Source organism: Paenibacillus sp. JDR-2 (assembly GCF_000023585.1).
Classification (GTDB): Bacteria; Bacillota; Bacilli; order Paenibacillales; family Paenibacillaceae; genus Pristimantibacillus.
On sequence record NC_012914.1, the window covers coordinates 5,194,784 to 5,218,304 of the forward strand.

At 44.0% G+C, this 23,521-nt stretch carries 30 protein-coding genes; 7 read left to right on the plus strand and 23 right to left on the minus strand.

Going from position 1 to position 23,521, the window contains the following annotated elements:
- Positions 1-7 precede the first annotated feature (7 nt).
- On the minus strand, positions 8-934 hold the full coding sequence (locus PJDR2_RS22750; protein WP_015846079.1) for an aldo/keto reductase: 927 nt from the start codon (positions 932-934) through the stop codon (positions 8-10).
- Positions 935-1,109: 175 nt separating this feature from the next.
- Here PJDR2_RS22750 and PJDR2_RS22755 point away from each other — a divergent pair, with 175 nt between their 5' ends.
- Complete coding sequence (locus PJDR2_RS22755) at positions 1,110-1,424, plus strand: winged helix-turn-helix transcriptional regulator (protein ID WP_015846080.1); 315 nt, start codon at positions 1,110-1,112, stop codon at positions 1,422-1,424.
- Positions 1,425-1,514: 90 nt separating this feature from the next.
- Here the strand turns inward: PJDR2_RS22755 and PJDR2_RS22760 are convergent, their stop codons facing one another.
- Together PJDR2_RS22760 and PJDR2_RS22765 are read right to left on the minus strand one after the other, a co-directional pair.
- A complete protein-coding gene (locus PJDR2_RS22760; protein ID WP_015846081.1) occupies positions 1,515-2,102 on the minus strand; it encodes a DUF1349 domain-containing protein in 588 nt (195 codons plus the stop codon).
- 98 nt (positions 2,103-2,200) lie between these two features.
- Complete coding sequence (locus PJDR2_RS22765; RefSeq protein ID WP_015846082.1) at positions 2,201-3,337, minus strand: serine hydrolase domain-containing protein; 1,137 nt, start codon at positions 3,335-3,337, stop codon at positions 2,201-2,203.
- Positions 3,338-3,460: 123 nt separating this feature from the next.
- Between PJDR2_RS22765 and PJDR2_RS22770 the strand changes: the two genes are divergently transcribed.
- Entirely contained in the window at positions 3,461-3,691 is a 231-nt protein-coding gene (locus PJDR2_RS22770; protein ID WP_015846083.1) for a hypothetical protein, read from the plus strand.
- 83 nt (positions 3,692-3,774) lie between these two features.
- Here the strand turns inward: PJDR2_RS22770 and PJDR2_RS22775 are convergent, their stop codons facing one another.
- The 3 genes from PJDR2_RS22775 to PJDR2_RS22790 form a co-directional block, all read right to left on the minus strand.
- The gene (locus PJDR2_RS22775; RefSeq protein ID WP_015846084.1) at positions 3,775-4,266 is read right to left on the minus strand and encodes a DUF6985 domain-containing protein; all 492 of its coding nucleotides are present in this window, start codon (positions 4,264-4,266) and stop codon (positions 3,775-3,777) included.
- Positions 4,267-4,692: 426 nt separating this feature from the next.
- Positions 4,693-5,490, minus strand: a complete 798-nt coding sequence (locus PJDR2_RS22785) for a membrane protein (protein ID WP_015846086.1) — start codon at positions 5,488-5,490, stop codon at positions 4,693-4,695.
- A 21-nt stretch (positions 5,491-5,511) separates the two neighbouring features.
- Positions 5,512-6,714: a hypothetical protein gene (locus PJDR2_RS22790; protein ID WP_015846087.1), complete on the minus strand. Its 1,203-nt coding sequence runs from the start codon at positions 6,712-6,714 to the stop codon at positions 5,512-5,514.
- Between the two features lie 257 nt (positions 6,715-6,971).
- Between PJDR2_RS22790 and PJDR2_RS22795 the strand changes: the two genes are divergently transcribed.
- On the plus strand, positions 6,972-7,844 hold the full coding sequence (locus PJDR2_RS22795; protein WP_015846088.1) for an alkaline phosphatase family protein: 873 nt from the start codon (positions 6,972-6,974) through the stop codon (positions 7,842-7,844).
- 70 nt (positions 7,845-7,914) lie between these two features.
- On the opposite strand, the gene PJDR2_RS22800 is transcribed toward PJDR2_RS22795, so the two are convergent.
- The 8 genes from PJDR2_RS22800 to PJDR2_RS22835 all read right to left on the minus strand — a co-directional run bounded on the left by PJDR2_RS22800 (position 7,915) and on the right by PJDR2_RS22835 (position 13,125).
- Complete coding sequence (locus tag PJDR2_RS22800; RefSeq protein ID WP_015846089.1) at positions 7,915-8,805, minus strand: YusW family protein; 891 nt, start codon at positions 8,803-8,805, stop codon at positions 7,915-7,917.
- Positions 8,806-8,973: 168 nt separating this feature from the next.
- Complete coding sequence (gene trhA / locus PJDR2_RS22805; protein WP_015846090.1) at positions 8,974-9,609, minus strand: PAQR family membrane homeostasis protein TrhA; 636 nt, start codon at positions 9,607-9,609, stop codon at positions 8,974-8,976.
- A gap of 92 nt (positions 9,610-9,701) precedes the next feature.
- Positions 9,702-10,160 carry a hypothetical protein gene (locus tag PJDR2_RS22810; protein ID WP_041613573.1) on the minus strand — a complete coding sequence of 153 codons (459 nt, stop codon included), beginning with the start codon at positions 10,158-10,160 and terminating at the stop codon, positions 9,702-9,704.
- Positions 10,161-10,162: 2 nt separating this feature from the next.
- Positions 10,163-10,945, minus strand: a complete 783-nt coding sequence (locus tag PJDR2_RS22815) for a hypothetical protein (RefSeq protein WP_041613575.1) — start codon at positions 10,943-10,945, stop codon at positions 10,163-10,165.
- 535 nt (positions 10,946-11,480) lie between these two features.
- Complete coding sequence (locus PJDR2_RS22820; protein WP_015846092.1) at positions 11,481-11,927, minus strand: DUF1572 family protein; 447 nt, start codon at positions 11,925-11,927, stop codon at positions 11,481-11,483.
- A 242-nt stretch (positions 11,928-12,169) separates the two neighbouring features.
- Positions 12,170-12,463, minus strand: coding sequence for a DUF1048 domain-containing protein (locus PJDR2_RS22825; protein WP_015846093.1), 294 nt, complete (start codon positions 12,461-12,463; stop codon positions 12,170-12,172).
- Between the two features lie 9 nt (positions 12,464-12,472).
- Complete coding sequence (locus PJDR2_RS22830) at positions 12,473-12,820, minus strand: DUF1048 domain-containing protein (protein WP_015846094.1); 348 nt, start codon at positions 12,818-12,820, stop codon at positions 12,473-12,475.
- Positions 12,820-13,125: a PadR family transcriptional regulator gene (locus PJDR2_RS22835; RefSeq protein WP_322597440.1), complete on the minus strand. Its 306-nt coding sequence runs from the start codon at positions 13,123-13,125 to the stop codon at positions 12,820-12,822. Before PJDR2_RS22835 ends, PJDR2_RS22830 begins: the two co-directional genes overlap by 1 nt.
- A gap of 324 nt (positions 13,126-13,449) precedes the next feature.
- On the opposite strand from PJDR2_RS22835, the gene PJDR2_RS22840 reads away from it, so the two are divergent.
- Positions 13,450-13,650: a hypothetical protein gene (locus PJDR2_RS22840; protein ID WP_015846096.1), complete on the plus strand. Its 201-nt coding sequence runs from the start codon at positions 13,450-13,452 to the stop codon at positions 13,648-13,650.
- A 74-nt stretch (positions 13,651-13,724) separates the two neighbouring features.
- On the opposite strand, the gene PJDR2_RS22845 is transcribed toward PJDR2_RS22840, so the two are convergent.
- Positions 13,725-14,612 carry a LysR family transcriptional regulator gene (locus PJDR2_RS22845; RefSeq protein WP_015846097.1) on the minus strand — a complete coding sequence of 296 codons (888 nt, stop codon included), beginning with the start codon at positions 14,610-14,612 and terminating at the stop codon, positions 13,725-13,727.
- A gap of 117 nt (positions 14,613-14,729) precedes the next feature.
- Between PJDR2_RS22845 and PJDR2_RS22850 the strand changes: the two genes are divergently transcribed.
- Positions 14,730-15,938, plus strand: a complete 1,209-nt coding sequence (locus PJDR2_RS22850) for an MFS transporter (RefSeq protein WP_015846098.1) — start codon at positions 14,730-14,732, stop codon at positions 15,936-15,938.
- A gap of 105 nt (positions 15,939-16,043) precedes the next feature.
- Here PJDR2_RS22850 and PJDR2_RS22855 read toward each other — a convergent pair whose 3' ends face one another.
- On the minus strand, positions 16,044-16,406 hold the full coding sequence (locus tag PJDR2_RS22855) for a MerR family transcriptional regulator (RefSeq protein WP_015846099.1): 363 nt from the start codon (positions 16,404-16,406) through the stop codon (positions 16,044-16,046).
- 133 nt (positions 16,407-16,539) lie between these two features.
- Here PJDR2_RS22855 and PJDR2_RS22860 point away from each other — a divergent pair, with 133 nt between their 5' ends.
- Positions 16,540-17,178, plus strand: coding sequence for a nitroreductase family protein (locus tag PJDR2_RS22860; protein ID WP_015846100.1), 639 nt, complete (start codon positions 16,540-16,542; stop codon positions 17,176-17,178).
- Positions 17,179-17,243: 65 nt separating this feature from the next.
- Here the strand turns inward: PJDR2_RS22860 and PJDR2_RS22865 are convergent, their stop codons facing one another.
- From PJDR2_RS22865 to PJDR2_RS22885, 5 genes are all read right to left on the minus strand, one after another.
- Positions 17,244-18,347, minus strand: a complete 1,104-nt coding sequence (locus PJDR2_RS22865) for a HAMP domain-containing sensor histidine kinase (protein WP_265525070.1) — start codon at positions 18,345-18,347, stop codon at positions 17,244-17,246.
- Entirely contained in the window at positions 18,325-19,011 is a 687-nt protein-coding gene (locus PJDR2_RS22870; RefSeq protein ID WP_015846102.1) for a response regulator transcription factor, read from the minus strand. The genes PJDR2_RS22865 and PJDR2_RS22870 overlap by 23 nt, the downstream gene beginning before the upstream one ends.
- Before the next feature lies 1 nt (position 19,012).
- A complete protein-coding gene (locus PJDR2_RS22875; protein WP_015846103.1) occupies positions 19,013-19,591 on the minus strand; it encodes a class I SAM-dependent methyltransferase in 579 nt (192 codons plus the stop codon).
- Between the two features lie 354 nt (positions 19,592-19,945).
- A complete protein-coding gene (locus tag PJDR2_RS33770) occupies positions 19,946-20,458 on the minus strand; it encodes a CBO0543 family protein (protein WP_322597423.1) in 513 nt (170 codons plus the stop codon).
- 124 nt (positions 20,459-20,582) lie between these two features.
- Positions 20,583-21,011, minus strand: a complete 429-nt coding sequence (locus PJDR2_RS22885; RefSeq protein ID WP_041614575.1) for a MarR family winged helix-turn-helix transcriptional regulator — start codon at positions 21,009-21,011, stop codon at positions 20,583-20,585.
- A 165-nt stretch (positions 21,012-21,176) separates the two neighbouring features.
- Between PJDR2_RS22885 and PJDR2_RS22890 the strand changes: the two genes are divergently transcribed.
- Positions 21,177-22,487 carry an amidohydrolase family protein gene (locus PJDR2_RS22890; protein WP_015846106.1) on the plus strand — a complete coding sequence of 437 codons (1,311 nt, stop codon included), beginning with the start codon at positions 21,177-21,179 and terminating at the stop codon, positions 22,485-22,487.
- A 71-nt stretch (positions 22,488-22,558) separates the two neighbouring features.
- Here PJDR2_RS22890 and PJDR2_RS22895 read toward each other — a convergent pair whose 3' ends face one another.
- Both PJDR2_RS22895 and PJDR2_RS32055 read right to left on the minus strand, forming a co-directional pair.
- Positions 22,559-23,011 (minus strand): VOC family protein, encoded by a 453-nt coding sequence (locus PJDR2_RS22895; RefSeq protein WP_015846107.1) that lies wholly within the window; start codon positions 23,009-23,011, stop codon positions 22,559-22,561.
- Positions 23,012-23,087: 76 nt separating this feature from the next.
- The gene (locus PJDR2_RS32055; protein ID WP_015846108.1) at positions 23,088-23,498 is read right to left on the minus strand and encodes a hypothetical protein; all 411 of its coding nucleotides are present in this window, start codon (positions 23,496-23,498) and stop codon (positions 23,088-23,090) included.
- Between the last annotated feature and the right edge of the window lie 23 nt (positions 23,499-23,521).

Consider the following 23,521-nt stretch of genomic DNA (forward strand, 5'->3'; position numbering starts at 1 on the left):
GAAGTGGCTAAATTTGTTCGATGATCTTCCAATCATCCTCAGATAATAGCGGCCGAACAGAGGCGGATACATTTTGAGCTGCTTGTTCCGCCGTCTTTGCACCTGGAATCGCAACGGAAACCGCCGGGTGATTCAGCACGTAACGGAGAGCAGCCTGCGACAAGGTACGTTCATCATTCACAAGCCCCCTAAGCGCTTCCACTTTGGCAAGGCTCTCAACAAACCAAGGTTCCTTTGGCCAATTCCTCCGGATGTCGCCGTCAACAAAAGTCGTTTCTCTATTAAACTTCCCCGTTAGAATTCCCATCCGCAACGGACCTCTAACAACGGCAGCGATGCCATGCTGCTGCAGGTAAGGCAGTACCTCGGTTTCAACAGACCGGTTCAGGATGCTGTAATCGAGCTGCACGGCATCCAAGCTGCCATCCCGGTTGAAATGTTTTATGTAATCGAAGTTCTCGGTGGAGACGCCAGCGGCTTTTACTTTGCCGTCTTGTTTCAACTGCCGGAAAGCTTCCATGAAGGCTTCCGTCTCCTCTTCTTTATCCCACCACAGATGACAGAAATAAACATCGATATAATCCGTGCCTAAACGTTGCAGGCTGTTCTCGAACGCTTCGATGACTTTGGAAGGCCGATCATAGACTGCCTCTCCCTTTGGGTCGCGGTGATGTCCCATTAATCCCCCTTTGGTTGAAATAACGAGCTTATCCCGCCTGCCCTCGATCAGCTTGGCCACCAGCTTTTCACTCCGGCCATCGCCATAAACATCCGCCGTATCAATAAAGTTGACACCTTTCTCAACTGCCGCTTCCATTGCCCGCAAGGATTGGTTATCATCAACCGGTCCCCATGCATCGCCACCGATTGCCCATGCTCCAAAACCGATCTCGGATACTTCAATTCCCGTTTTGCCCAGCTTTCTCGTATACATAACGAACCTCCTTAGGATAACGTTCTGCCCTATCTTAATCGATCTTCAACGTTTCCGTAAGTACGCACTTTAACCATAGTTTGTTACCTTGCGGTGACTATTGGGAGGAAAATCGCCCTGCTTCTTCGAATACTATTCGAAGAAATGTTCACCTAAACATAGGAGGCAACCATCAATGGGAAACCCAGAAATCTATGAATGCGAGATTGAGAAGTCATTACGAATCATTGGCGGCAAATGGTCTTTTCTTGTCATTCGCGAGCTATTCTTTCATGGAACGAAAAGATTCACCGAGCTTAAAACCGCTATTCATGGGATCAGCTCCAAATCTCTCACGGAGACGCTTCGACACCTGGAGGAAAATCAGGTCGTCATTCGCAGTATCCATGCTACCGTCCCGCCGACAGTTGAATACCGGCTTACAGCCAAGGGAGAGGCATTCAGCGGCATTTTGCTCGAGATGAAAAAATGGGTCCGCGACTGGGCTTAATCTACCTGCCGAAATGATAGATGATAAAAACGATCTACTGATAATAAAAACAGCGGCCGGCAATTGCCGGCTGCTGTCCTGTCCCAAACCTTATTTACCCATGCGGATATTTTTGACCGTTTTTCTTTCAATGGTCAGATTTTCATAAATTCTTTTGCCGCCGTTTCCTAACGGCGCTTGTGCCAATAAACCGACTTTAACGGTTTCATCCGCAGGCAAGGCGAAAAATCTCATCATATAAAAATTTTCGCCATCCGTAGAATAGTGGAAGGCAAAGGAATTTCCGCTCCTGCAAACTTGCAGCCATACCGTATTATCATCGATGTTGCAGCCGTTCGCATCATCCGATTCTTCCTTCGTAACAACGCTAACAACCGCGTGAGTATCAAAATCAGTCAATTCAAAGCAAGCCTTTGCCCAATGCGTGAGATCCTTCATTACCATAATGGAAGAAGAATCGTATGTATCTTTGAAATCATGCGACACCTTCACCCGCATAACAAAATCCCCGGATATATTCGTATAGTAAAACGGCGCATTGCATAGTGATTCCGGCGTGATCCCTTCATCTGCTACTGCTCCAGGGTTAATGAAAAAGTCGCTCTTCTCTGTCGCCTGAATCTCTATTCTTCCATCCGTTTCAATGATTTCGCTCTCATTCATCCATTCAAAATTCATTGTTCTACCTCCAATTCATTAATGGAAATTACTTATAAAAGTAACACATTAAGTAATTAAAGGCACTACAAATATATGAATCGTTTGGCAGAGCTACCTTATGACAAGCAAGAGTACACGATGTTTTTTAATCGGGGATGCACGTAAGGCTCCTGATTGTTCACCAAATGCTGCGCATACATGACGGTCAGCCGCGACTCTGGATCGATGATCGCGTAACAGCCGCCCGCTCCGCTCCAGCCGAATTCACCAAGCGAGGACAGGGAGCCGCTCCCCGATTTAGAGATATGAGTTCTTACGCCAAGACCATAACCGTAACCGGCATGATGCGCCCAGTTATAGTCGCTCCGCGTATGCCCGGTCAGATGGTCAGCCCTCATCAGATCAACGCTGGCGGCTGACAAGATGCGCACGCCTTCCGGGCTTGTGCCGCGATTGGTCAACATGTTCAGGAAAAGCGAATAATCGCTTACGGTTGACAGCAGGCCGGCACCGCCGCTCTCGAATTCCGTTCCGATGCGGTACCAGTCTCCGTCCATAAGAACAGCCTTGCCTTGTGTATCGTCATAAACATATTGTGGTGCAAGCCGGCTGCGTTGCTCATCAGAAAGGTTGAAGCCGGTATCGAGCATGCCTAGCGGCTCCGTAATCTCTTCGCGCACGTAGGTGCCGAACCGCCTTCCGTCAATCTCCTCAACAAGCGCTGCAAGAACGTCATGACAGAGGCTGTAGTTCCACCGGGTCCCCGGCTCGAATAGCAGCGGCTCCTTAGCGAGAGCCTTCGCAAAATCCCGGGTCGGCAGCCGGCCGTTTGTACGCTCCGCAGCTTCCTTTATGGAAGGTGAAACGAGATCGTAGGAAAATCCAGCCGTCATTGCAAACAAGTCTCGCACGGTAATCGGACGCTCCGACAACTCCGTTGTACTCTCATCGTCGCTCTGCTTCTTTTTAACTGCCATCTCCCTGAACTCAGGCAAATAATCGGAGATCGGATCGCCGAGCAGAATCGCTCCCTTTTCAACCAGCTGAAGGGCAGCCGCGCACGTTAGTATTTTCGTAAGCGAATAAAGATAGATAATTCCGTTCTCGTCTACCGGAGTCTTCGCTTCCAGATCAGTGTAGCCGGTGCGATAGCGGAAAACCGTCTCATTGCGATGCATAACAAGCACTTCCGCCCATGGAATGCGCCAGGCGGTGATGCGATCGATAAATCGGGAAAGCGGTGTAAAGTCCATAATTCCTCATCCTCTACTAAAGGTCTCCCTCTTATTATTGTACAGGGAAGCTTTTCCTGCAAACCGTTTGAGAACAGTGAAAAACAGGGTAAGCATTCCTATAAACGATGGGAGGTGACAGCGATGAATCCATTCGAACGAAGCGCCGACCGCCGGCGCAAGCAGCAGGGCAAGCGTGACAATCCGGAAGGCGTTCCAACGGAGAAAGAGAGTCTGTTCGACAAGTATGTTAGCGAACGCACAGTTGATCCGATCCCAGTAGAGGACCAGACCATTGAGCAGCAGGACGAAAAGGAGAAAGACCGCACGAAACGGGATTCCTCCAGCGAACGCAAGTATCGTACCGGAATTTGACTGAACCACCCGTAATAACTTCTATAGTAAGAATTCTATACGAAGAAGTATGCGGATGTGCCAACAGGAATTTGCGGCGGACACTAATCGCTCAAGCGAGTCGTATATTTCGGATCAGACGCCGAATAGACAACATCTTCCAAGGTGGGATCGGCAAAGGCGTTAACATTCGTTAAATGACCGTCATAGCCGCCTACCTTGGTCAGCGCCGTACCGTTACGCCACACCATCATCAAGCCGTGCTCTACTTCCCAGCTGCAGTTCGCCTCCATGCTGACATACCAGTTGTCGTCACCGTTCCAGCCTTGTTGCACCTCTATATCGCCAGGGGTAACATGCGCCCAAATATCAGCGGGGGTTTGCGGAATACCCATCTCCTCGTCCAGCCAATCCTCTCCTCCAACCGCCTCATGAAAGTCCTTATAGTAAGCATAGACGTGGCGAGAGTCCGCCAACCGGTCTTCTTCCGTAAGAGAAAGAAATGCCTTCAAAGCAGCAGCCGCTTTCATATCGCTTGGGTCGATCTCCTCAACGATTTCAACTATAGCGTTATCGAAGTACGGAACTCGTATCATCAATTGTCTCCTCCTATTTTATTTTTTTCGGGAATCCGTATACGAACAGTATTAAGCCAATGAACGTAAGAACAGGTACAAAAATATTATCGAAGAAGCCTGCGATATGCGTTTGCGGTATGGCATGCATGTTTACTTCATACATAGCTACAATTTCGCGGCTGCGAGCCAGCAAAGAGCCCACACGTTCGAATGTATAGATTACTCCAGCGGATATTATAAAAGCAGCCCCTAGTTTTCGATAAAAGTCGTTGCCCATAAATGCTTTGTTTCCTCCTCAATTGTTTCTGGCTTCACCTACCCTCTTATTTTACTATAATGTTCCAATTGCATTAACCCACTTCCATTAATTTCGCACAGTTATCCTAACAAAAAACAGCAGCCGGTAAATATAATCGGCTACTGTCATGTTTGTTTATGCGTTGATTAATGATTGACCGCCGCTTGCGGACTCTCCTGCATCTTTGCGGCAACACCGCCTCGAAAGGCAACTAGAATCACTATGGCAATGAACAATACCAGACTAACAGCTCCTTTGCTGTATCCCACTCCCCCATCGGCATGCGCTGCAGAGAACCAATCCGCAAACGAAGCGCCAACAGGACGAGTCAAGATATAGGCAAACCAAAAGGCTATTACTTCCTTCATATTAAACAGCCAATAACATAATGCAGGTATAAGTAATAAGGCGAAGAACATGATCCCGGAATCCAAGTATCCTAAATGCAGGCTGGAAGCCGTTAGGTCCCCTGCAGAAGTACCCAAGGCGAATGTGGTTAGAACAGTCAACCAATAAAAAACTTCTCTTCTCCGGGTATTTATGCTGTGTATGGATAAGCTTTTCTCTTTCACATACCAGGTTAGAAGTACCGCGGCCAGCATGATAACAAAAAAGAAGGTTGAAGCCATATAGGGTATTCCAAGTCCTACGCGAATTACATCAGCAGCCGTTGTTCCAAATATGCTAACCATGATTACAACAAGCCAATACAAGCTGGCGATATACCTTTGCACCTTGAATTGAAGGAGCATGGCTGCAATAAAAACGGCTACGCTTATGGGTAATGAGATTATCGGATTTAATCGTTCGAATAAATAATCCGAAGCTACTTCTCCCAAAGCTGTTGTAAGGAGCTTTGTTATCCAGAAGTATAACGTGATTTCAGGTACTTTCGCTAGCATTTCTGCTGGGTTGGCTTTAAATGCGTCTTTGTAAATGTACATCGTTGTCTACTCCTGTCAAAATTATTGATTGGATGAGTTTAATACATTTAATGAATCCGTAAGAACGGTACTACTCTTACCTGCATCCGGATTTTTACTACGGACGGCCGCAAGAACATTGTCAATCGTGCCATCAATTTGCGTCCATGTTTTTCGATCTATTTTTCTTAGCTTAGGCTCCGACTTATCCCAATTATGTTCCAGATCATCGGCTCCAGATTTTGCTGATTTCCAGTCATTGCCGGTGATGCTATTCTGAATGTCGTTTTCAAGTTGTATGAAACCGTCCAGTTGTCCACTCAAGGTTGTTTGCGAAGAATCAACCTGCGGCACAAGATTATGACTGCACCAGCTGTATCCGCCAATTCCTGCAACTAACAAGACAACGATTGTCGAGATGGACTGCACCCACACCTTTTGGATACCCGTACGTTGACCACCCGTCTTAACTTCCTCGGATTTCGGGATTAAATCAAGCTTAGTTACGGCCAGTAAAAGGATAACCGCCAATATAGCTATGAGAAATATTACGCTTGTTACTGTAGCGCCGAGCTCCAAGCCGCCATTTTTCTTCGTTTGGGACAAATAATCTCCTAATGAAGCTCCTAGCGGCCTGGTCAAAATATACGCAATCCAAAAAGCTAAAATCTCATTTAGCTTTAATTTCCATGCGACAAAAACAGAAGCAATGATTACAAGCACGATGATGCCTGTTTTTAAATATCCAAGACCGAGCTGTTCCGAATAAAGATCTCCCACGGCTGTACCTAAAGCAAAAGTAAACAGAATCGTCAGCCAATAGAATACTTCTCTTTTAAACGTATAAATCGAATGGATGGATAGCGTTTTTTCACTTGCATACCAGGATAGGAAAGTTAATGCTAACAACAGAGTGAAGATGATTGTGCTTTGTTCAAGCGGCACTCCCCATCCGTCCGTCATATTGTCGGTAACTAGAGTGCCAAACACACTAATAAGCACTACGGTAAGCCAATAGATTAACGGGTTGTATCTCGATGTTTTAAACTGAATATAGAGTACAACTGCAAATGCGATCCCCATTACCAAGGTAGTCACCGGCAAACCCAAGCCTACATTAACGCTTAAAAAATCCGAGAATGTTTCACCCACTGTCGTACACAAAACTTTAATCAGCCAGAAAAAAATCGTTACTTGCGGAACCTTGCTTAAAAGCTGGTTATACTCTCTTGGAGAAGCAGCCATTTTCATGCCCCTTTCAAATGATATCAAAGGAAATATCGATTATTTTTGCCTCTGTAGATTAACGTAAAATAATAAATAATTTATTAACTGGATATTAATATCAAAATAATACGGACAAAAAAAAAGAGCCGGACAATGTCCGCCCCTCAAATCTTAAAAAAATATTAATTCCATCATAAGGTGCATCTATTTGGGAAAATACAAGTTATGATAGTAAAATTCACGGCAAATTGAGCACCCAAAAGAGAGGGCCTAGTATGAAAATAAAGAAAATTGGAATGGTTAGCGTTATGCTTGTTGTAATGAGTTTTTCAATGAGTCCTTTTTTAAAAGAAAGCTTTAAAACGGTTCATGCCTCTAGCACAACAACGCAAACCCGTTTAGCACCGAATCATATCGTCATTGTTGTAGAAGAGAACCACTCCTACAAGGAGATTATTGGAAATAAAAATGCCCCTTATATCAATCAACTCGTAAAAAACGGTGCCAATCTAACTAATCATTTTGCGATTGAACACCCTAGCCAGCCGAACTATATCGATCTTTTCTCCGGTTCGAATCAAGGTGTAACCGATGATAAGCCATCCCATACTTTTAAAACAGATAATTTAGCTAATGAGCTTATAAAACACGGCTACACATTTGGTGGTTATTCTGAAGGATTGCCAAGTGCAGGATTTACCGGCCCCTACGACCTTAAAACCCTGTATGCTCGAAAACATAACCCCTGGGTTGATTTCACTAACGTTTCTGCAAAAGTAAATATGCCGTTTATCTCTTTTCCAAAGGACTACAGTAAACTTCCAACTGTTTCCTTTGTTGTTCCAAATCTAAAACACGACATACATGATGGAACAATTAAAGAAGCGGACGATTGGCTAAAGAACAACATGGCGGGCTATATTGAATGGGCAAAAAAACATAATAGCATCTTTATTCTGACCTGGGACGAAGACGATAGGAGTGCTAAGAATAAAATCCCCACTATTATGATTGGCCAAAAAATCAAACCGCAAGCCTATATAACCAAAACAAATCATTATAATATGCTACGTACAATCGAAGACTTCTATGGATTGCCGGCACTGGGAAATAGCAAAAACATTAAGCCCATAAATGTATGGAAGTAAAATATAAAACAAGAAAATCTATTCGATATCAAAAAAGCCCCAACATGGGGCCTTTTTTATTTGAGTTGCATTAATCCTCGTCATCATGCTCTTTATGTTCTTGGTGTTTACCATGATCGCCGTCACGGTCGTGGTCCTCGCCTTGATCATCATCGTCTTCGTCACCTTTTTGACCTTTATTCTGGTCGTGGTCCCGATCGCTGCGATTCAATTGCTTTTGCTGTTTCTTCTTTTCTTGCTGCTCTTTATGAGCCTTCTGCCAAGCTTGCTGCAGCGCTTTTTTCTGTGCAATCAAAGCTTTTTTCTGCTCTTGCTTGGTAGGTTGATCATTAGCTGCAAGCTGTGCCTTCTGATTTTCTTGCACGTTTGATTGCATGGTTTGAACTTTCGTATCGTCCTTGTCAGCTTCGACGTCAGCGTCTTCGTCTTTCTCTTCCTTGAATTTCAGTTCTTCCGGACGATCCTTCAATTTGATATCGATATTCAGTTCGACTTTAGCCGGCTCGACAGCAAAATGAGTGAATAACGCATCCATCACTTGCTGCTTGTCCATGTTAGCTTGAATCTTGATAGCTGCAAGCAGCTGCTGAATGAATTGAGTCGCTTCATCGCCTGTCAAATATTGTTTCCGATCCTCGGCAATTTTAATTTCCACCTTGGACTCGGTCTTTGATTCTTCCTTTTCGAGCTCGATCTTAACTTTTACGTTATCGCCATCGATTTTCAAATCCAATGCTTTCAGCTGTTCAAGCTGAATTGGAGTTTCACTGTTGCTCGGTTGAGCAGACGCAAGCTTAACCACAGCCTCATCAGCTTTTGACGGGACAACGTACGTATCGCTTGCTGCCCGGTTGTCCTCTTTTGTTGCGGAAGAATCGTTATCCGCGTAAGCAACTAAGCCGTAAGAAAGTATGCTTGAGCATATTGCACCGATTAATATATAGGAAATTTTCTTCTTCAAAATGTACCTCCTAAAATTACATGCATGTTTTTGTTCTTGGCGGCCAATATAGGATTTCGTTGCGTTGGGATCTTTTTAAGTCCGTATTTTTCGAAAAGTCCAAAAAAGCGTTTCTTAGCGAAACAAAAAAGCCGCGATTTTCGCGGCCTTCATGAATTCCTATGTTTCTCAAACATACAAAAGAATCGAAAAGAAATGACAGATCGATCCGGCGATAACAAAGAGATGCCATACAGCATGATGGTAAAGGAATCCTCTCCATACATAAAAGACGCTGCCGACTGTATAACACACCCCGCCGACGACCAAAAACACAAGACCGCCATAGGCTAGATGATCAACTAGAGCTCCCCATGCAAATACGATCATCCACCCCATAATGACGTAACCAAGCGTAGATAGGAATAGAAACCTCTTTACAAAAAAACATTTAAATACCACGCCGCTGATCGCAAGGCCCCAAATAACGCCGAATAAGCTCCAACCGAGCGGACCTCGTATCGTAACGAGCAGATACGGCGTGTATGTGCCGGCAATAAACAAATATATCGATCCATGATCGAAAATTTCAAACAGATCCTTTACTTTTCCTTCCGGAAAGCTATGCAAAAGGGTTGATGACATATATAAAATAAACATAAAAAATCCAAACAGGATAAACGATACGATATGCCAGGCTTCACCAATGTAACTCGCCCTGACAATGAGCAGTACCAATGCGGCAATACTCAATCCGGCACCAATGCCATGGGTGATTGCGTTAGCTGCTTCTTCTTTTTTGGAATAGACATGTGTATTTGCCATAGACTCCTCCTATTCAACTACTATAAGTTAGCTATACTACAAAAGATAGCATTCGTCAAAAAATAAAAGGCTGCCGAGCATATCGGCAACCGTTATCCTGTTATAGCCACGCCAAGAGCTCTATGGTCCCAGAGTATATCTTCTACAACCGTTACCTGATTGGATTCACACGTAACAATTAATATAATTTCTCCCTTATTCCCTTTTTTAATTTGTTGCTGGTTTTTGTCCCGTTTCAAAAGATAAATAATCCAACTCAAGGCAGCGCCTATAAGAAAGCCCAGAATAAAACCGGCAACTCCCCAAATTATTGGTCCTCCTCGCCACACGAAACCTTTACTAGCACCGATGGTTCCTAACAAGAAGGCAAAAATCATGCCTTTATCGATAAAGGACAGTCCATCAGCCCGGTGGATGCTATCAAGAAGTCTTGGTTCTTTTTTACGCAAATCAAGCGGCACTGCGTAAATGGCTGTGATTCCTTTTTCCTCAAGTTCTGTTATGGCAATTTCAACAAACATTGAATACTCGAATGTTGCCAATATTTGCATCGTTATTGATCTCCTATTGTGATGTGATGCCCGGCAGGCTGGTAATTTTCTATAAGATATTGTTTTTGAGCATCATCAAACAGCTTGTTATTTTCCACCGTGTTCGTATAGGCATCATAAATGGTAAAGCAATAAAAGGAGGGGAAATACAAGAACCATTGCTTATCAAGAACCGACGAGGAGAGGGCCACATCCCCTATGATCAGAAGGTGTAGGGCTAAGATTAGATTGGAGTTCCAAATGATCAGAATCGTGCTTATTAAAATAAAGATAGCCAAAATAATACGATGCAAGTAAAGCTGGCCAAGGCTCGGAATCCCCATGGACCATAAAACAGCTATCCATGGTTTGCGTTTATCAAGGTAATTGATTTCCAGTGCCCCGATGCTAAATTGATTAAACCGTCCTTTTTCCCTTTGAGCCAAGAGATAAATTTTGTTTAAATCCACAGCCGTTCGATAACTATCATAAATCGCAAATAAGTAAACAGGGATATAAAGAGACATGAATTTGGGATCCATTACATCTCTGGCTGCCTGGAATTGACCGTTAAAGGTATATATGATGGCTAAATTCAAATGAATTTTCTGGTTAATAAACATCTCCCACAGAATCAGAGCATATCCACGCAAATATTTATTTAAGAGCAGATGTCCAAAACCCGGAAAAGCTATGGACCAACAGGCTATTGTAATGGGGTTGCGCTTGTGCAGCTGCGTTGTTCCCAATATGCTAACATGCGCGATGTAACGTCTGTTTCGTAATTTATTTCTGAAATTCTCCATTATCTCCCCTCCTTAAGTTTCCATTACCAACAACAAAATTATTTTGTCTCTTTTTATGGAGGATATTCATGCAGCTAAACTACGTTTCAGCAAAAGGTTTTACTTCTATCCTAACTGATCTAACTTGGCAAACAATCTTAATTTTCTCTACCACACTCCTAAATCTAACCGCATCCCAACATAAACTAATTATGGTATAGTTCTGTAAATAAAATGAACAAGGTGGTTAATCGATTGTTAGTCAATACCGATTCTTATTACTGCATGCATTGCAAGATCATCCATTTTCGCCAACAAGGGGATCTCGTCATGACGACCGGTTGGGTATGCATCGGCAGCGTCACGCACGCTGTCGGTTTCTGCAGTACCTATAAGCCGCAGCTGCCTAACCAAGCTCATAGATCCCCCTTCGCAAGGCTTACTTAGCCAAATAAAACAAAAAGCTCCGTCCTAAGGGGACGGAGCTCGTTATAAACCGCATAATACGGATCCAGCCAGAAAAATAACGATACCGGCCATAATATGAATGTCTGGTTCATAGTGATTTCTTCTTTGGCACGGATGTTGTTATATAGTCTTCGTCCTTTAGAATCTTGGCAATATATAAAATCTGTCCCATGTGTTCAGAGAAATGCGTCGCGCTCTGAATAAAAATCTCTAGGTTCGATTGTTCACGATTTCCGGTTAAAGCGGTTTGAACTTCGCCAAATGAAGTATGGGTTAGTTCGATTAATTCAGCTTTCGTTTTAAATTGCGTTTCAAATTCCTTATCGCGATCTCTGGAGAATGGTTTATTGTTCATGGCCATGCCAATCCGCTCATTAATGTTCCCGCTTATATGAACAATTAAATTTGTTATGCTATTGCTAGACTCGTTAGGGCGCCAGTTAACTTGTTGGTCGTCTAACTGATTCAATACCAAGATGATTCTTTTCTCAATGGCATCAAATCTATTCTTCAATACAGCTGTTATCTCGGTCATTCCAATCACCTCATTCGAATGTTTTTATTCCTAACTTATCTACCAATAGATAGTTAAAGTGTGCCTCCTTATTATGCTATAGCTAACGCGGTGATGGTTATAACAATATTCTCAAAGGATTGCCTGATCTTATCACATCATTTGCCTGATGAAAGGCGAGCTTAGTCCCGGTGTGTTCGTGCCGTTTTCATACAAAGCCAAGAAAAAAGCCGGTTCAGCATGCTGACCGGCTTTCCTTTCCTCTACTGATTTCTATCAGCGTAGGTTTTTAAATTTTTGATCAGATCGTCGCAGAATGCCGCAACGTCACTGCCCGTCACTTCAAGCACGCCTTTCCCCAAGGCCGCCCCCTCTTCGAAAAGATCGATAATCCCCGAGAGCACTCCCATCCAATCGGTGGGCTCGACAGGACCGACCTTAAAGAGATATTTTTGGATCTCTTTATAAACGATCTGATAATCCCGCGGGAGGGCTTTGACGCGCGCCACGTGCGAACGCCACTCTTTTTTGCCTTCGATGATATCTCGTATGCTCATTTTACCCTCCTATTTACCTAATTTTTTAGCGATACTATAGTTAAGCTGCTCACGCCATTTGTCGCGGAAAGACTTCGCTCCTTCTTCGCCGGCTAGCGCCGAACAGAAGCCTTTGATATCGTCACCCAGAACCTCTCGGACGCTCTGACCGTCCGCAGCCGTTTCTTCAAGCAGGCCTAGAACACCATCAAGAATCGGCATGAGGTTACGACCGGTAAAATCCGAATACTGAAAAAGATTGGAGTAAATGTCTTTCCATGCCGCTTGATAGTCAGCCGGCAGCTTTTTGACGCGCGCTTCAAAGGCTTTGAATTCTTTAGTCATGTCACTGCCAGTGATTTTTTCCCAGAAATTCATTACTTCTCCTCCTTTAACTCGTTCATCTTTAATGATATGAACTCCCATTTTCCCCAGAACCTCTTCAGTTCCTGGCGCCCTGCTTCATTAATCGCGAAAAACTTACGCGGCGGTCCCATATCGGAGGGTTTCTTCGTGATCTCCACCAGCTTGTTTTTTTCAAGTCTAATCAGGATGGTGTACACCGTCCCTTCCACAACATCCGTGAAGCCAAGGGCGTTCAGGCGCCGCGTGATTTCGTAGCCGTAGGTTTCGTTGCGGCTTATTATTTCAAGGATACAGCCCTCGAGCACCCCTTTGAGCATTTCCGTTAGATTTTCCAGCACAATCACTCCTTGCTATTCTGTATCACTTGTATTCAGTAATACTAACTACCGCTATATAGTAACACTCAGTAGCGGATCTGTCAATAACATCTCATTTCAAACGATTTTTAACACAATCGTAGTTATACAATAGAGTCGATAAAACTACCTAATATGCGACAACGGAAAGTGACATCATTTATCCGCCACTTTCTATATAATCGAATAGCGGCAAAAACTATGAATACCTGAAATGATAGTTAGAGGCAGCGGGTATAGAAGGTTACTGTCCACTAATATGAGGCACAGGAAAGGTGGAACTGCATGTACGTAAGTCAAACTATGCAGCAGGTGAAAGAAGATATGTTAAATGGAGAATGGGTGGGTAAGCTCATTCATATGCGTGACACTACTAAATCGATTAAGGTGACACTTGAACCTATACAAGCCGGAAATGGGTTTTTAGAGTTATACGAGAGGCTGGGGTACGGCTTCTATAAATGGAGTCAAGGTGTAAGTGCGTAGCGAATTCATCTAGCTGTCAATTAATAATAGGATGACCAAAACAGGCAAGCGATCCTTACGATCGCTTGCCTTTATTATGCTCTAAATTCCCGGAAATAATGGATTGCGAATTGCTTTAAGGATGCGGCGGCCGGAGAGAGATATTTCCCCTCCAGGAGAGCAAGACCTAACACCCTTCGAGAGTTATCGTCCCGTACGCGTACCTGTCGGATTTGGCTCGGATCCAAGCCCGACGATGGCAGCAGAGACACGCCCAGCCCGGCGGCTACAAGTCCCGCCGCGATGGAAGTCTCTTCTCCCTCGAACGTTACTCTGGGGCGGATACCACTCTGCTGGAACAGCCGGTCTACCGTGTCGCGCAGAGCGTAGCCTTTCTTCAGCAAGATAAACGGCTCTTCCGCCAGCTCCTCTAATGCCAGACTATCGGCGCCCGCCAGCGGGTGTCCGGCCGGCAGTACGGCGAGCACCTCCTCGCTCCATAGCGGAATCCACTCAATCGGCAGCCGAGGCTCCGTCGGTTCGGCGATTAAGCAGAGATCCAGCTCCCCCGAATAAAGATGATTCAACAAATTGTAGCTGTGATTCTGCTTTAGCTCGAACCGTATGGAAGGTGACTGTTCACGGAAGGCGCCTAGGAAGTCGGGTATAACCCTCGAGCTTAGTGTGTGCAGGAAGCCGAAGGCGACTTCACCAAGCTCTGGATCCACAATATCGTGAAGCTCCTTTTTTGCGGATTCCATTTCCATAAGAATTCGTTCCGCCCTCTTTAGAAATAGTTCCCCGTATCGGTTAAGCTTCAAGCTGCGTCCCTGTCGGTCAAACAAGGGAACGCCTAACTCCTCCTCCAACTTGGCGAGAGACCGGCTCAGAGCCGGTTGAGAGAGAGACAGCTGGTCCGCCGCGCGTGTCACGTGTTGCAGGCGTGCTAACGTCTGAAAGTATTCGATCTGCTGCCATTCCAAAAGTGAATCCCCCTATTTCATTACAAAAATGCATTGTTTTAATGATTATTATAAATTTTACATCATCATCTATCGAGAGTACAGTAAGAGGCATCACAAGCTTGTCGGGAGATGTTTATGATGTCTTATTTACAATCCGGGCAGCCCGGATACACTCGTGCCTCGATGGCGCTGTTCGGCGGGGCTTTCGTTACCTTTGCGGAGCTCTACTCCACCCAGCCGCTTATGCCCGAACTAACGGAGAGGTTCGAAGTAACCCCTGCCTTATCCAGTCTGTCACTATCCGTTGCGACAATCAGCCTGGCGATCGCATTGCCTCTCGTCGCGGGCTTCTCTGACCGCTGGGGGCGCAAGCGCGTCATGAGTCTGTCGCTTCTGGCATCCGCGGCTGTATCGATTCTAGTCGCTTGCTCGCCAAACTTCCAAGCGTTGCTAATCCTGCGAGCAATACAAGGGATTGCGATATCCGGTTTCCCTGCAATCGCGATGGCCTATGTCAACGAGGAGTTCGACCCCGCCGAGAACGCGCGCGCGATGGGGCTTTACGTCAGTGGCACCTCTGTCGGGGGGATGTCAGGAAGAATCGTCATCAGCGCCTTGGCGGATCTGTTTTCCTGGCGAATCGCCCTGCTCGCCGTTGGACTAATCAGCCTTGCGATTGCGGTCTGGTTCCTGCGTGCACTGCCGAAGGCCAGCCACTCCGCCCCTAAGCGAATTGCGCCGTCCGAAACTCTGGGGATGTCGATAAGAGCGCTGCGGAATCGCTCCCTTGCGGGGATCTATGCGCTCGGATTCTTGTTGATGGGCGGCTTCGTCGCCATGTATAACTATGTTGGTTATCTGCTGACGGGTGAACCCTACAGGCTGAGCCAGACTGTTGTGAGCTTCGTGTTCGTTGTATATTTGATGGGGACGTTCAGCTCGGCATGGATGGGCAAGCTGGCCGATCGCCTGGGAAGGCCCCAAGCGATCAGGCTGGCGATCGTTATCTCCCTAGCCGGCTGCCTTTTGACTTTATTGCCATCATTGTATGTGAAGATCCTTGGGCTCGCCTGCTTCACCTTCGGGTTCTTCGGTGCCCATTCCGTCGCTAGCGGCTGGGTCGGACGAATAGCTGCAGGCTACCGCGCACAGGCATCCTCGCTTTATCTCTTGTTTTATTACGGGGGGTCAAGCGCTGCGGGATTCGCTGGCGGCTTGTTTTGGGGCCGATACGGCTGGAACGGCGTTGTTGGCATGGTCGTGGTCGTGCTGCTCTTGGCTGGCTTGGCCGAACGACTAGTCAGTCATTCCGCCCCTAAGCCAGCAAAGGAAGCAGCGGCTTGATAAGCAAACGACAACAACTTGCATGCAAAATAAAAAGCCGCAATTATGCGGCTTTTGTTGTATACAGAACAAGCATTTCTAAATGTCCGCGGCGAGCACGCTGTATTAAGATCTGCAATGAGTTTGAAAACTTGCTTTGCCCTCTAATACATCCATTAAAAAAACTTTTGATAATTCCAATTTTTCTTTTTGCTCTTGGATATGTTGAATTTTCTCCATCACCAGGACTTTCTTTTCTTTATAAGAATTTTCGCTTTCATTGATGAGCAAGATTAATTCTTGAATAGTAAAACCTACGGAGAGCAGCGTTTTCACGTCCTCCAGAAAGCCAACCACTTCTTTATCATAGACGCGATAATTATTTTCATCCCTCGCTACAAATTGCACCGGAATCAACTCCTTGCGTTCATAGAATCGCAAGGTGGATATTGGCAGCCCCGTCAACTTCGAAACTTCACTCGCTTTCATAAACTATTCCTTTCTGAACACTACAATAATTTATATTTGCTATAAACCAAGGTTCATAGTTCACAATAAGCACATGTTAACCAGTGACATCGCTGAAGTCAAATAATCTGGTCCCAACAAAAGGAGAGAGCTCATGCCGGAACATATTCTAAACAACGATTTTATCAACATCATTACTGGCAGGCGTTCAGTACGCCATTATGATGAGAACGTTAAGATTCCAAAGGAAGAAATGCAGGATATCATTAAAGAAGCAAGTTTAGCGCCTTCTTCTGCAAATATGCAGCCATGGCGCGTTATCGTCGTTAATACCCCTGAAGGAAAAAACAAACTTCGGCCACTCGTGCAATTCAATACGAGGCAAAATGATACGTCAGCCGCTATGCTTATTATTTTAGGCGATACTAAAAGCGAACTGTATGTAGAGGGAATTTATGATTCAGCCGTAGAACAAGGGAAAATGCCGAAGGATTTGCGCGATAAGCAAGTCACACAAATTATGAACATGTTTCCTCTGCTGCCTAGAGAAATTAAAATCGAGGTCGCCAAAATCGATGCAAGTTTATTTGCCATGCAACTAATGTTGGTTGCCCGTGCGCATGGTTATGACACCAATCCTATGGCAGGCTTTGAACGCGATAAGATTGTCAGCACCTTCGATCTGGACGACGAACGTTATGTACCGGTCATGATCCTCTCCATCGGCAAAGCCGCACAAGAGGGGCATGAATCTGTGCGTATGGATAGCGAGCAAATTACTTTTTGGCGCTGATTGTAATTTTGCATATGCATTTAAAAACAGCCGATTTCATATAATCGGCTGTTCCTGTCGTCAATCTAAGCAAGAGGGAGTTTCAATGTAAACGCATAATGACCATCCTCATAGTCAAGTGTAAGGCAACCATCCTGGTGTTCTGCAAGTTGCCTCGCAATAGCAAGGCCAAGGCCAGCACCTACTTGAATATGTGCATTGCTCTCCACATGCTCCTTCTTATAAAAGCGATCAAAGAGTTTACCTTCTTGTTCTTTCGTAATTTGTTCTCCCTCGTTCGCTACAGTTAAATACACGGATGTTTCGTCAGACATTAAATAAACATCAATGTCTTTAGGTGTCTTTGAATATTTAAGAGCGTTCATCAGCAAGTTGTCTAAGATTCTTGCGACCTGTTCGGGGTCAATATGGACGGCTGCCTCATGTATGTTTAAATGTGGCCTTACGAATACATGATTCTCTTCGGCAATGGGTATAAACTCAAACAGCACTTGCTCCACTAGCTCTCGCATATCCGCTTGTTGCTTGGCAAATATCATGTCTCCAGTGGTTAGACGGGTATAGATAAATAAATCGTCAATTAACTTCTTCAGTTGTTGGGCTTTGCTAAAAGCATTGTTTACAAACCGGTCGTATTCATTCTCGTCTATATAGGACCTTTTACGAAGTAAATCTAAATAACCAATCATACTCGTGAGCGGAGTGCGAAGATCATGAGACACACCCGTAATAAGGTTCATTTTAGATTCCTCGGTCTCCTTTTCCTTCCTTTTTTGCGAGGAAAGTTGTTCCGCCATCTTGTTCATGTTTCTGGCCAGCATGCCTAATTCGTCTTCCCGGCGAACAGGTACCCTATATTCAAAATTCCCTTGAGAAATCAATCCGAGCCCTTCCGAAAGCACGGAGAAATAATTAATCATACGCTTCGTTAGCAAATAAAAAGTTAACAGAAAAATCATGATGAATACGGCTAGTGAAGTGAAGATTAATAGCGGAATATACTCAAGCTTCCCTTTGGAAGTAATTGAATCGAGCAGTTGCCCGATTAGGCCAATAATATACAAACTAAGAAGGTATGATAATACAAGTGTAAAAACCATAGCCGCAAGAAAAGAATATCTTACGCTGCGTTTTATTTTGAATCGCTCACTTATCCATTTTATATCCAACACCCCATACCGTCTTGATATACTCTGGCTTTCTTGGATTAATTTCAAGCTTCTCCCGTAGATTTCGAATGTGTACCATGACGGTATTATCTGAAAATCCAATGCGCTCTTTCCACACCGATTCATAGATCGTATCTGCACTAAAGACTTGTCCCGGGTTAGCCGCGAGCAGCTTGAGAATCGCAAATTCAAGTGGGGTCAGCATAACTACTTGACCTCGAATCGATACAAAGTGCTTTGCAACGTCGATTACAAGTTCATCAATGGTTATCTGATCATGTACGCCTTCTTTCGACGTAAGCATTTTCTGTCGCCTTAACTGCGCCTTCACGCGGGCAATCAGTTCCATCGGGTTAAACGGTTTTGTTACATAATCGTCAGCGCCTATTGATAGCCCCATAATCTTATCAATATCTCCTTCCTTCGCGGAGAGCATGATGATGGGGACGGAATATTGTTCCCGAATATGCATGCATGCTTTTATACCGTCCATTCTCGGCATCATGACATCCAAAATAACAAGATCCACTTCCTGCTGAACAAGCAAATCGATTGCTTCTGATCCGTCGCCGGCTTCGAGAACCGAGTGTCCTTCATTTCGTAAATAAACATGAATAACGTCTCTAATTTCGGTATCATCATCCACGACTAATATGACACCCATATTACTTCTCCCCTTTAAACCTATCTGGTTTCCTGCAAACATAAACAAAAGCTGGCGGAATATTCAAGGGAACCAGAGAAATGGTTTCAATTTCAAAATGCTCCGAAAGCAGGTTTTTCATCTGTAAGGAATACTGAAATGCAATTAATTTACCACCTGGTTTCAGTGCTTCTTTGCATTGTAGAATCAATTGGAGACGCATATCGGTGGGGAAATTATAAAATGGCAATCCGCTAAAAATATAATCAACTTCATGGATATTATGCTTCTTGAGCTGAGCAACTAATCTTAAAGCGTTACCTTCCCTCGTAAACTGCGGAAAATTCTGATGAAGCTTTTGAGCCATTTCTTCATCTTTTTCAAACAAAATCACCTTACTTTTAAGCATGACGCGTTTTGCAATAACTTGAGTGATTGCACCAGTCCCAGACCCAATTTCCACAATATTCTCAGCTTCCTCCCACTTGGCCGCTGCAACCATACGATTCGCCAAATAACGCGAGCTTGGAGTAATACTACCCACATATTTAGGATTATGAATGAATTTTTTGAAAAAAAGTAGTGAATTATTCTTTAACATGGTATCACCTCATTGGAATATTTGAATATTGGTTGCCACAGATACAGCCAATTCCGTATTGTTGTCTTCTCTTAGGTACAACATCAGTTTAGGGAAAAAAACTTAGTTCCTATGTAGGTTCTTTCTGAAGAAATCCTGAAGATTTCTAGACATTGCCGCGAAGTCATTGCGCGATCCTGCTTTTTAGCTCCAAAAAAATAGCAGCCACAAATATGTGGCTGCTACTCGTAGTGATAACTTATGATGTGACATTTCCAGATTGAACACTTCCAGACTTTAAAAGAGTCTTTAAGCCAAACATAACTGCCGGAGACGTCTGCAAGTTTAAACTTCTTTATAATAAATCTCTTCGGACTAAATTTCCTCGTTAGTTTGCGTCTGTCCAGTTTGTTTTTTCATAAACCAAAGATAAAACATCCGGGTCAAGCAAAAGGTAGCTAAAAGGGTAACCCAGGTCCAGTACCAGTGCCAGGCGATGTAGTGTATAAGCCCAGTATGCTTTTCCAACAATACCTCCAAAGCCGTCATCCAGCTTGGAAAAAATAAATACCAGAGCGTTTTTTTGATGATGCTTTTGTCTTTTGGAAACTTCAAGTTAAACACGATGCAGATTGCAGGATAGATGAAATACTCGAACGAGAAACTGCTTCGTGTCGCATAAGGAAACTCGCGAACAGGGTATTCAATTAATTTATACTGTGCAACAAGAAGCCCAAAAAACCAAGTTAGTATTTGTTTAAACGAAAAAACGACAAACGCTTCCCTTATTTTGCTAAGAGGTATCGTAAATATTAAGAGCAAGATTGTTAATATCCAAATTCCGATTAGAATGTTTCTTTCCATTATCATAAAGCGACACAACCTCATTAGTGTAGGGTTTATATAGTTTCACCAATCAGAGAAGATTTTAATATTAAAAACTAATTTGCCCTTCGTTCAATAAAAAAGCAACCGAACGTCATACGCGGCTGCTCATCGGGAATCCCCCTCTTTATATGCGTTCATTAATTCTAATCAGCAATTTCTTTAAGATTTGCTTCTCCTCGTCATTAAGAGCTTGAACGATTTCATCCTCCACTTTTTGGAATGAGTCATTAAAGCCTTCAATCAATTCAACCGCTTTTGGCAATACGTATATATTTTTTTGCCGTTCATTATTGGCCGGGATTTTGCGCTCGATGAACCCTTTTTGCTCTAGACCTTGAAGCATGCTTGTAATGCTTGCCCCGCGTAGATGAAACCGATCTGCAAGATCCTTTTGAATAATATGATTATCTTGGTTCTCGTAAATATAATCGATTACTTTTCCTTGTTGAGAGCTTAATCCCAGCTCTTTTATACTCTCATCCGCTCTTTTCTTTAACTTGAGACCAATAATCTGAAACAAATCCATATAGGGCGTATCTTTTCGGGAATGCATGATCATCCATCGTCCCCTCTCTAATTGTTAGGAATCTAATTGTAAGTAGCTAAAATATACAGTGATCCTATAGCCTTGTCAAATAAAACTTAGCTTATTGACAGTTAGAAACCTAACAGTTATACTCCGAAGTGTTGAATCGCAAACACATTGGGAGGAATTAAAATGGAGAAAATAAAACAAAATGCTGCGTTAGAACAAATAACGGCAATTACGAATGTACGAATCTTTGATGGATATCAAATTATAGCTCCCAGACATATTGTCATTAAAGGGGAGTCCATTATTTCAGTGGGCGGAGACATTCCCGCCGATGCAACGATTATCGATGGAGAAAATGCGACACTGCTACCTGGTCTGATTGATGCACATGTCCATACCTCAATTGGCGGATTACGAGATGCCTTAAAATTCGGCGTTACAACTGAACTTGAAATGAACGGTGATTTTACTGGAAGAGGGCGCGAAATTCAGCTAAAAAATGTGGATGACATCGCGGACGTCCGTTCTGCCGGTACAGCGATTACCGCTCCTGGTGGACACCCGGATGAATTACTGCCGGATGGAGATGAAATACCGGAATTCGTATTAAAGGAACTAGAGAAGTTATCGGAGGAAGACAGGGAAGCGATGTTGGCCGCATACGCTCACGATCACGACGAAATACCGCAAGTTACGACGGTTGAAGAAGCGATCAAGCATGTGCATACCCAAGTGGAGAATGGAGCCGACTATATTAAGATTATGATTGAAGAAGGAACGGTCATGGGTGCACCTGGCTTGCCCGTTCTAAGCGATGAGATTCTAAAAACAGCCGTGACTGAAGCCCACAAATTCGATAAGTTGGTCATCGCCCACGTCTTGACTGCTCTTTCATCGAAAGCAGCCATCGATTTTGGAGTCGACGGGTTGGGCCACTTGTTTATCGATAGACCAGAGTGCACGTCAGAATTAGTTAAATCCATCGCGGATTCAGGAGCTTTTGTTACACCGTGCTTGGTGTTGAATTCATCGATTATTGGAAATCCGGCATCGGAATTGGCGAATGATCCACGGGTTCATTCCAAATTAAGTCCGGACTGGATCGATATTTTGAACTCAAGCTTCAATACGTTCCCTCAAGGCAATATGGAGAACAGCTTTAAGAATGTGATGGATCTTCACCATGCCGGAGTTGATATTCTTGTAGGTACGGATGTTGCGCCGGTTCCCGTTCCGAACCTTGGTGGCCTTGCTCATGGGGCTAGCGTCCACCACGAAATGCAGCTGCTGGTGAAGGCCGGGTTCACTCCGACTGAGGCTCTTCAGTCGGCTACTTCCAAACCGGCCCGTTGCTTTGGTCTTCATGATCGCGGCCGGATTACCGAAGGTGCGCGTGCTGATCTTATTCTCATAAACGGCGATCCGACCACTAATATTTCGGATACCTTGTCGATTAAATCCGTATGGTTCAATGGTTCGCAGCAACTAGGTTAAAATTAAATCGCAAATAAGAGGGACTGCAGCTTACAGTCCCTCTCCTCCCTCAACCGAGGGTCAAACGTCTCTTATTTATTACCGAGTTGTTCCGCCAAACCGATTAGAAGTCCTTCATTTCCACGAATATAGCAGAGCCGATACGAGTCCTCGTACTGAACCACTTCGCCAACGAGCTGAGCGCCATACTTAGTGAGTCTGGATACCATTTCGTCAATGTTTTCAACGGTGAACATGACGCGAAGATAACCGAGGGCATTTACAGGAGCAGTTCGGTGATCTGATATAGTAGGTGGGTTGAGAAATCGCGAAAGTTCAAGGCGGCTGTGGCCATCTGGGGTAACCATCATAGCAATCTCTACATTCTGTGAACCCAGCCCGGTTACGCGACCAGCCCATTCACCTTCGACAGTAGCTCGCCCTTCGAGCTTCAAGCCAATTTCCTCAAAGAAAGAGATCGCGTCATCAAGGGACTCTACAACGATGCCAACATTGTCCATTCTTAGTAATTTGTTTGTTTCCACAGTTTATTCCAACCTCCTGATATTTTATTTTATAGTTTAATAATTCGAAGTTATAACCACTCCTTATGAGTTTTTATTACTTAGAGCCTTGTTTATATTCTCTATACCACTCCCTACCTGAAGCCCACTTTTTATCATCGGGGTTTTCTTTTAAAATTTCTGAACAGGCCATTGCCATAATATATTCTTCCAGACCATCCTCGTCATTACTTGCAAATTTATGCAGCATATAATCCAATGACTGTTCTCCTTGCGTAACAATATATTTGTAATTCAAATTATTTTCTTCACCTTTAATATAATCGTAGGGATTAGATGAAAATGATACTTTATTATTTTTGGGATTGACAATGTCATGGAGTCTTTCGTCAATAGATTGCTCAAATGTTTTATCCCTTGAATCCGTCCTTGCACTGCAACCAATTAAACTAGCTACAAATATAAAGGCGAGCAATATGAACAGCATGCTAATCAAATTTCTTATCATAAAAATCTCCTTGATTAAGTTTT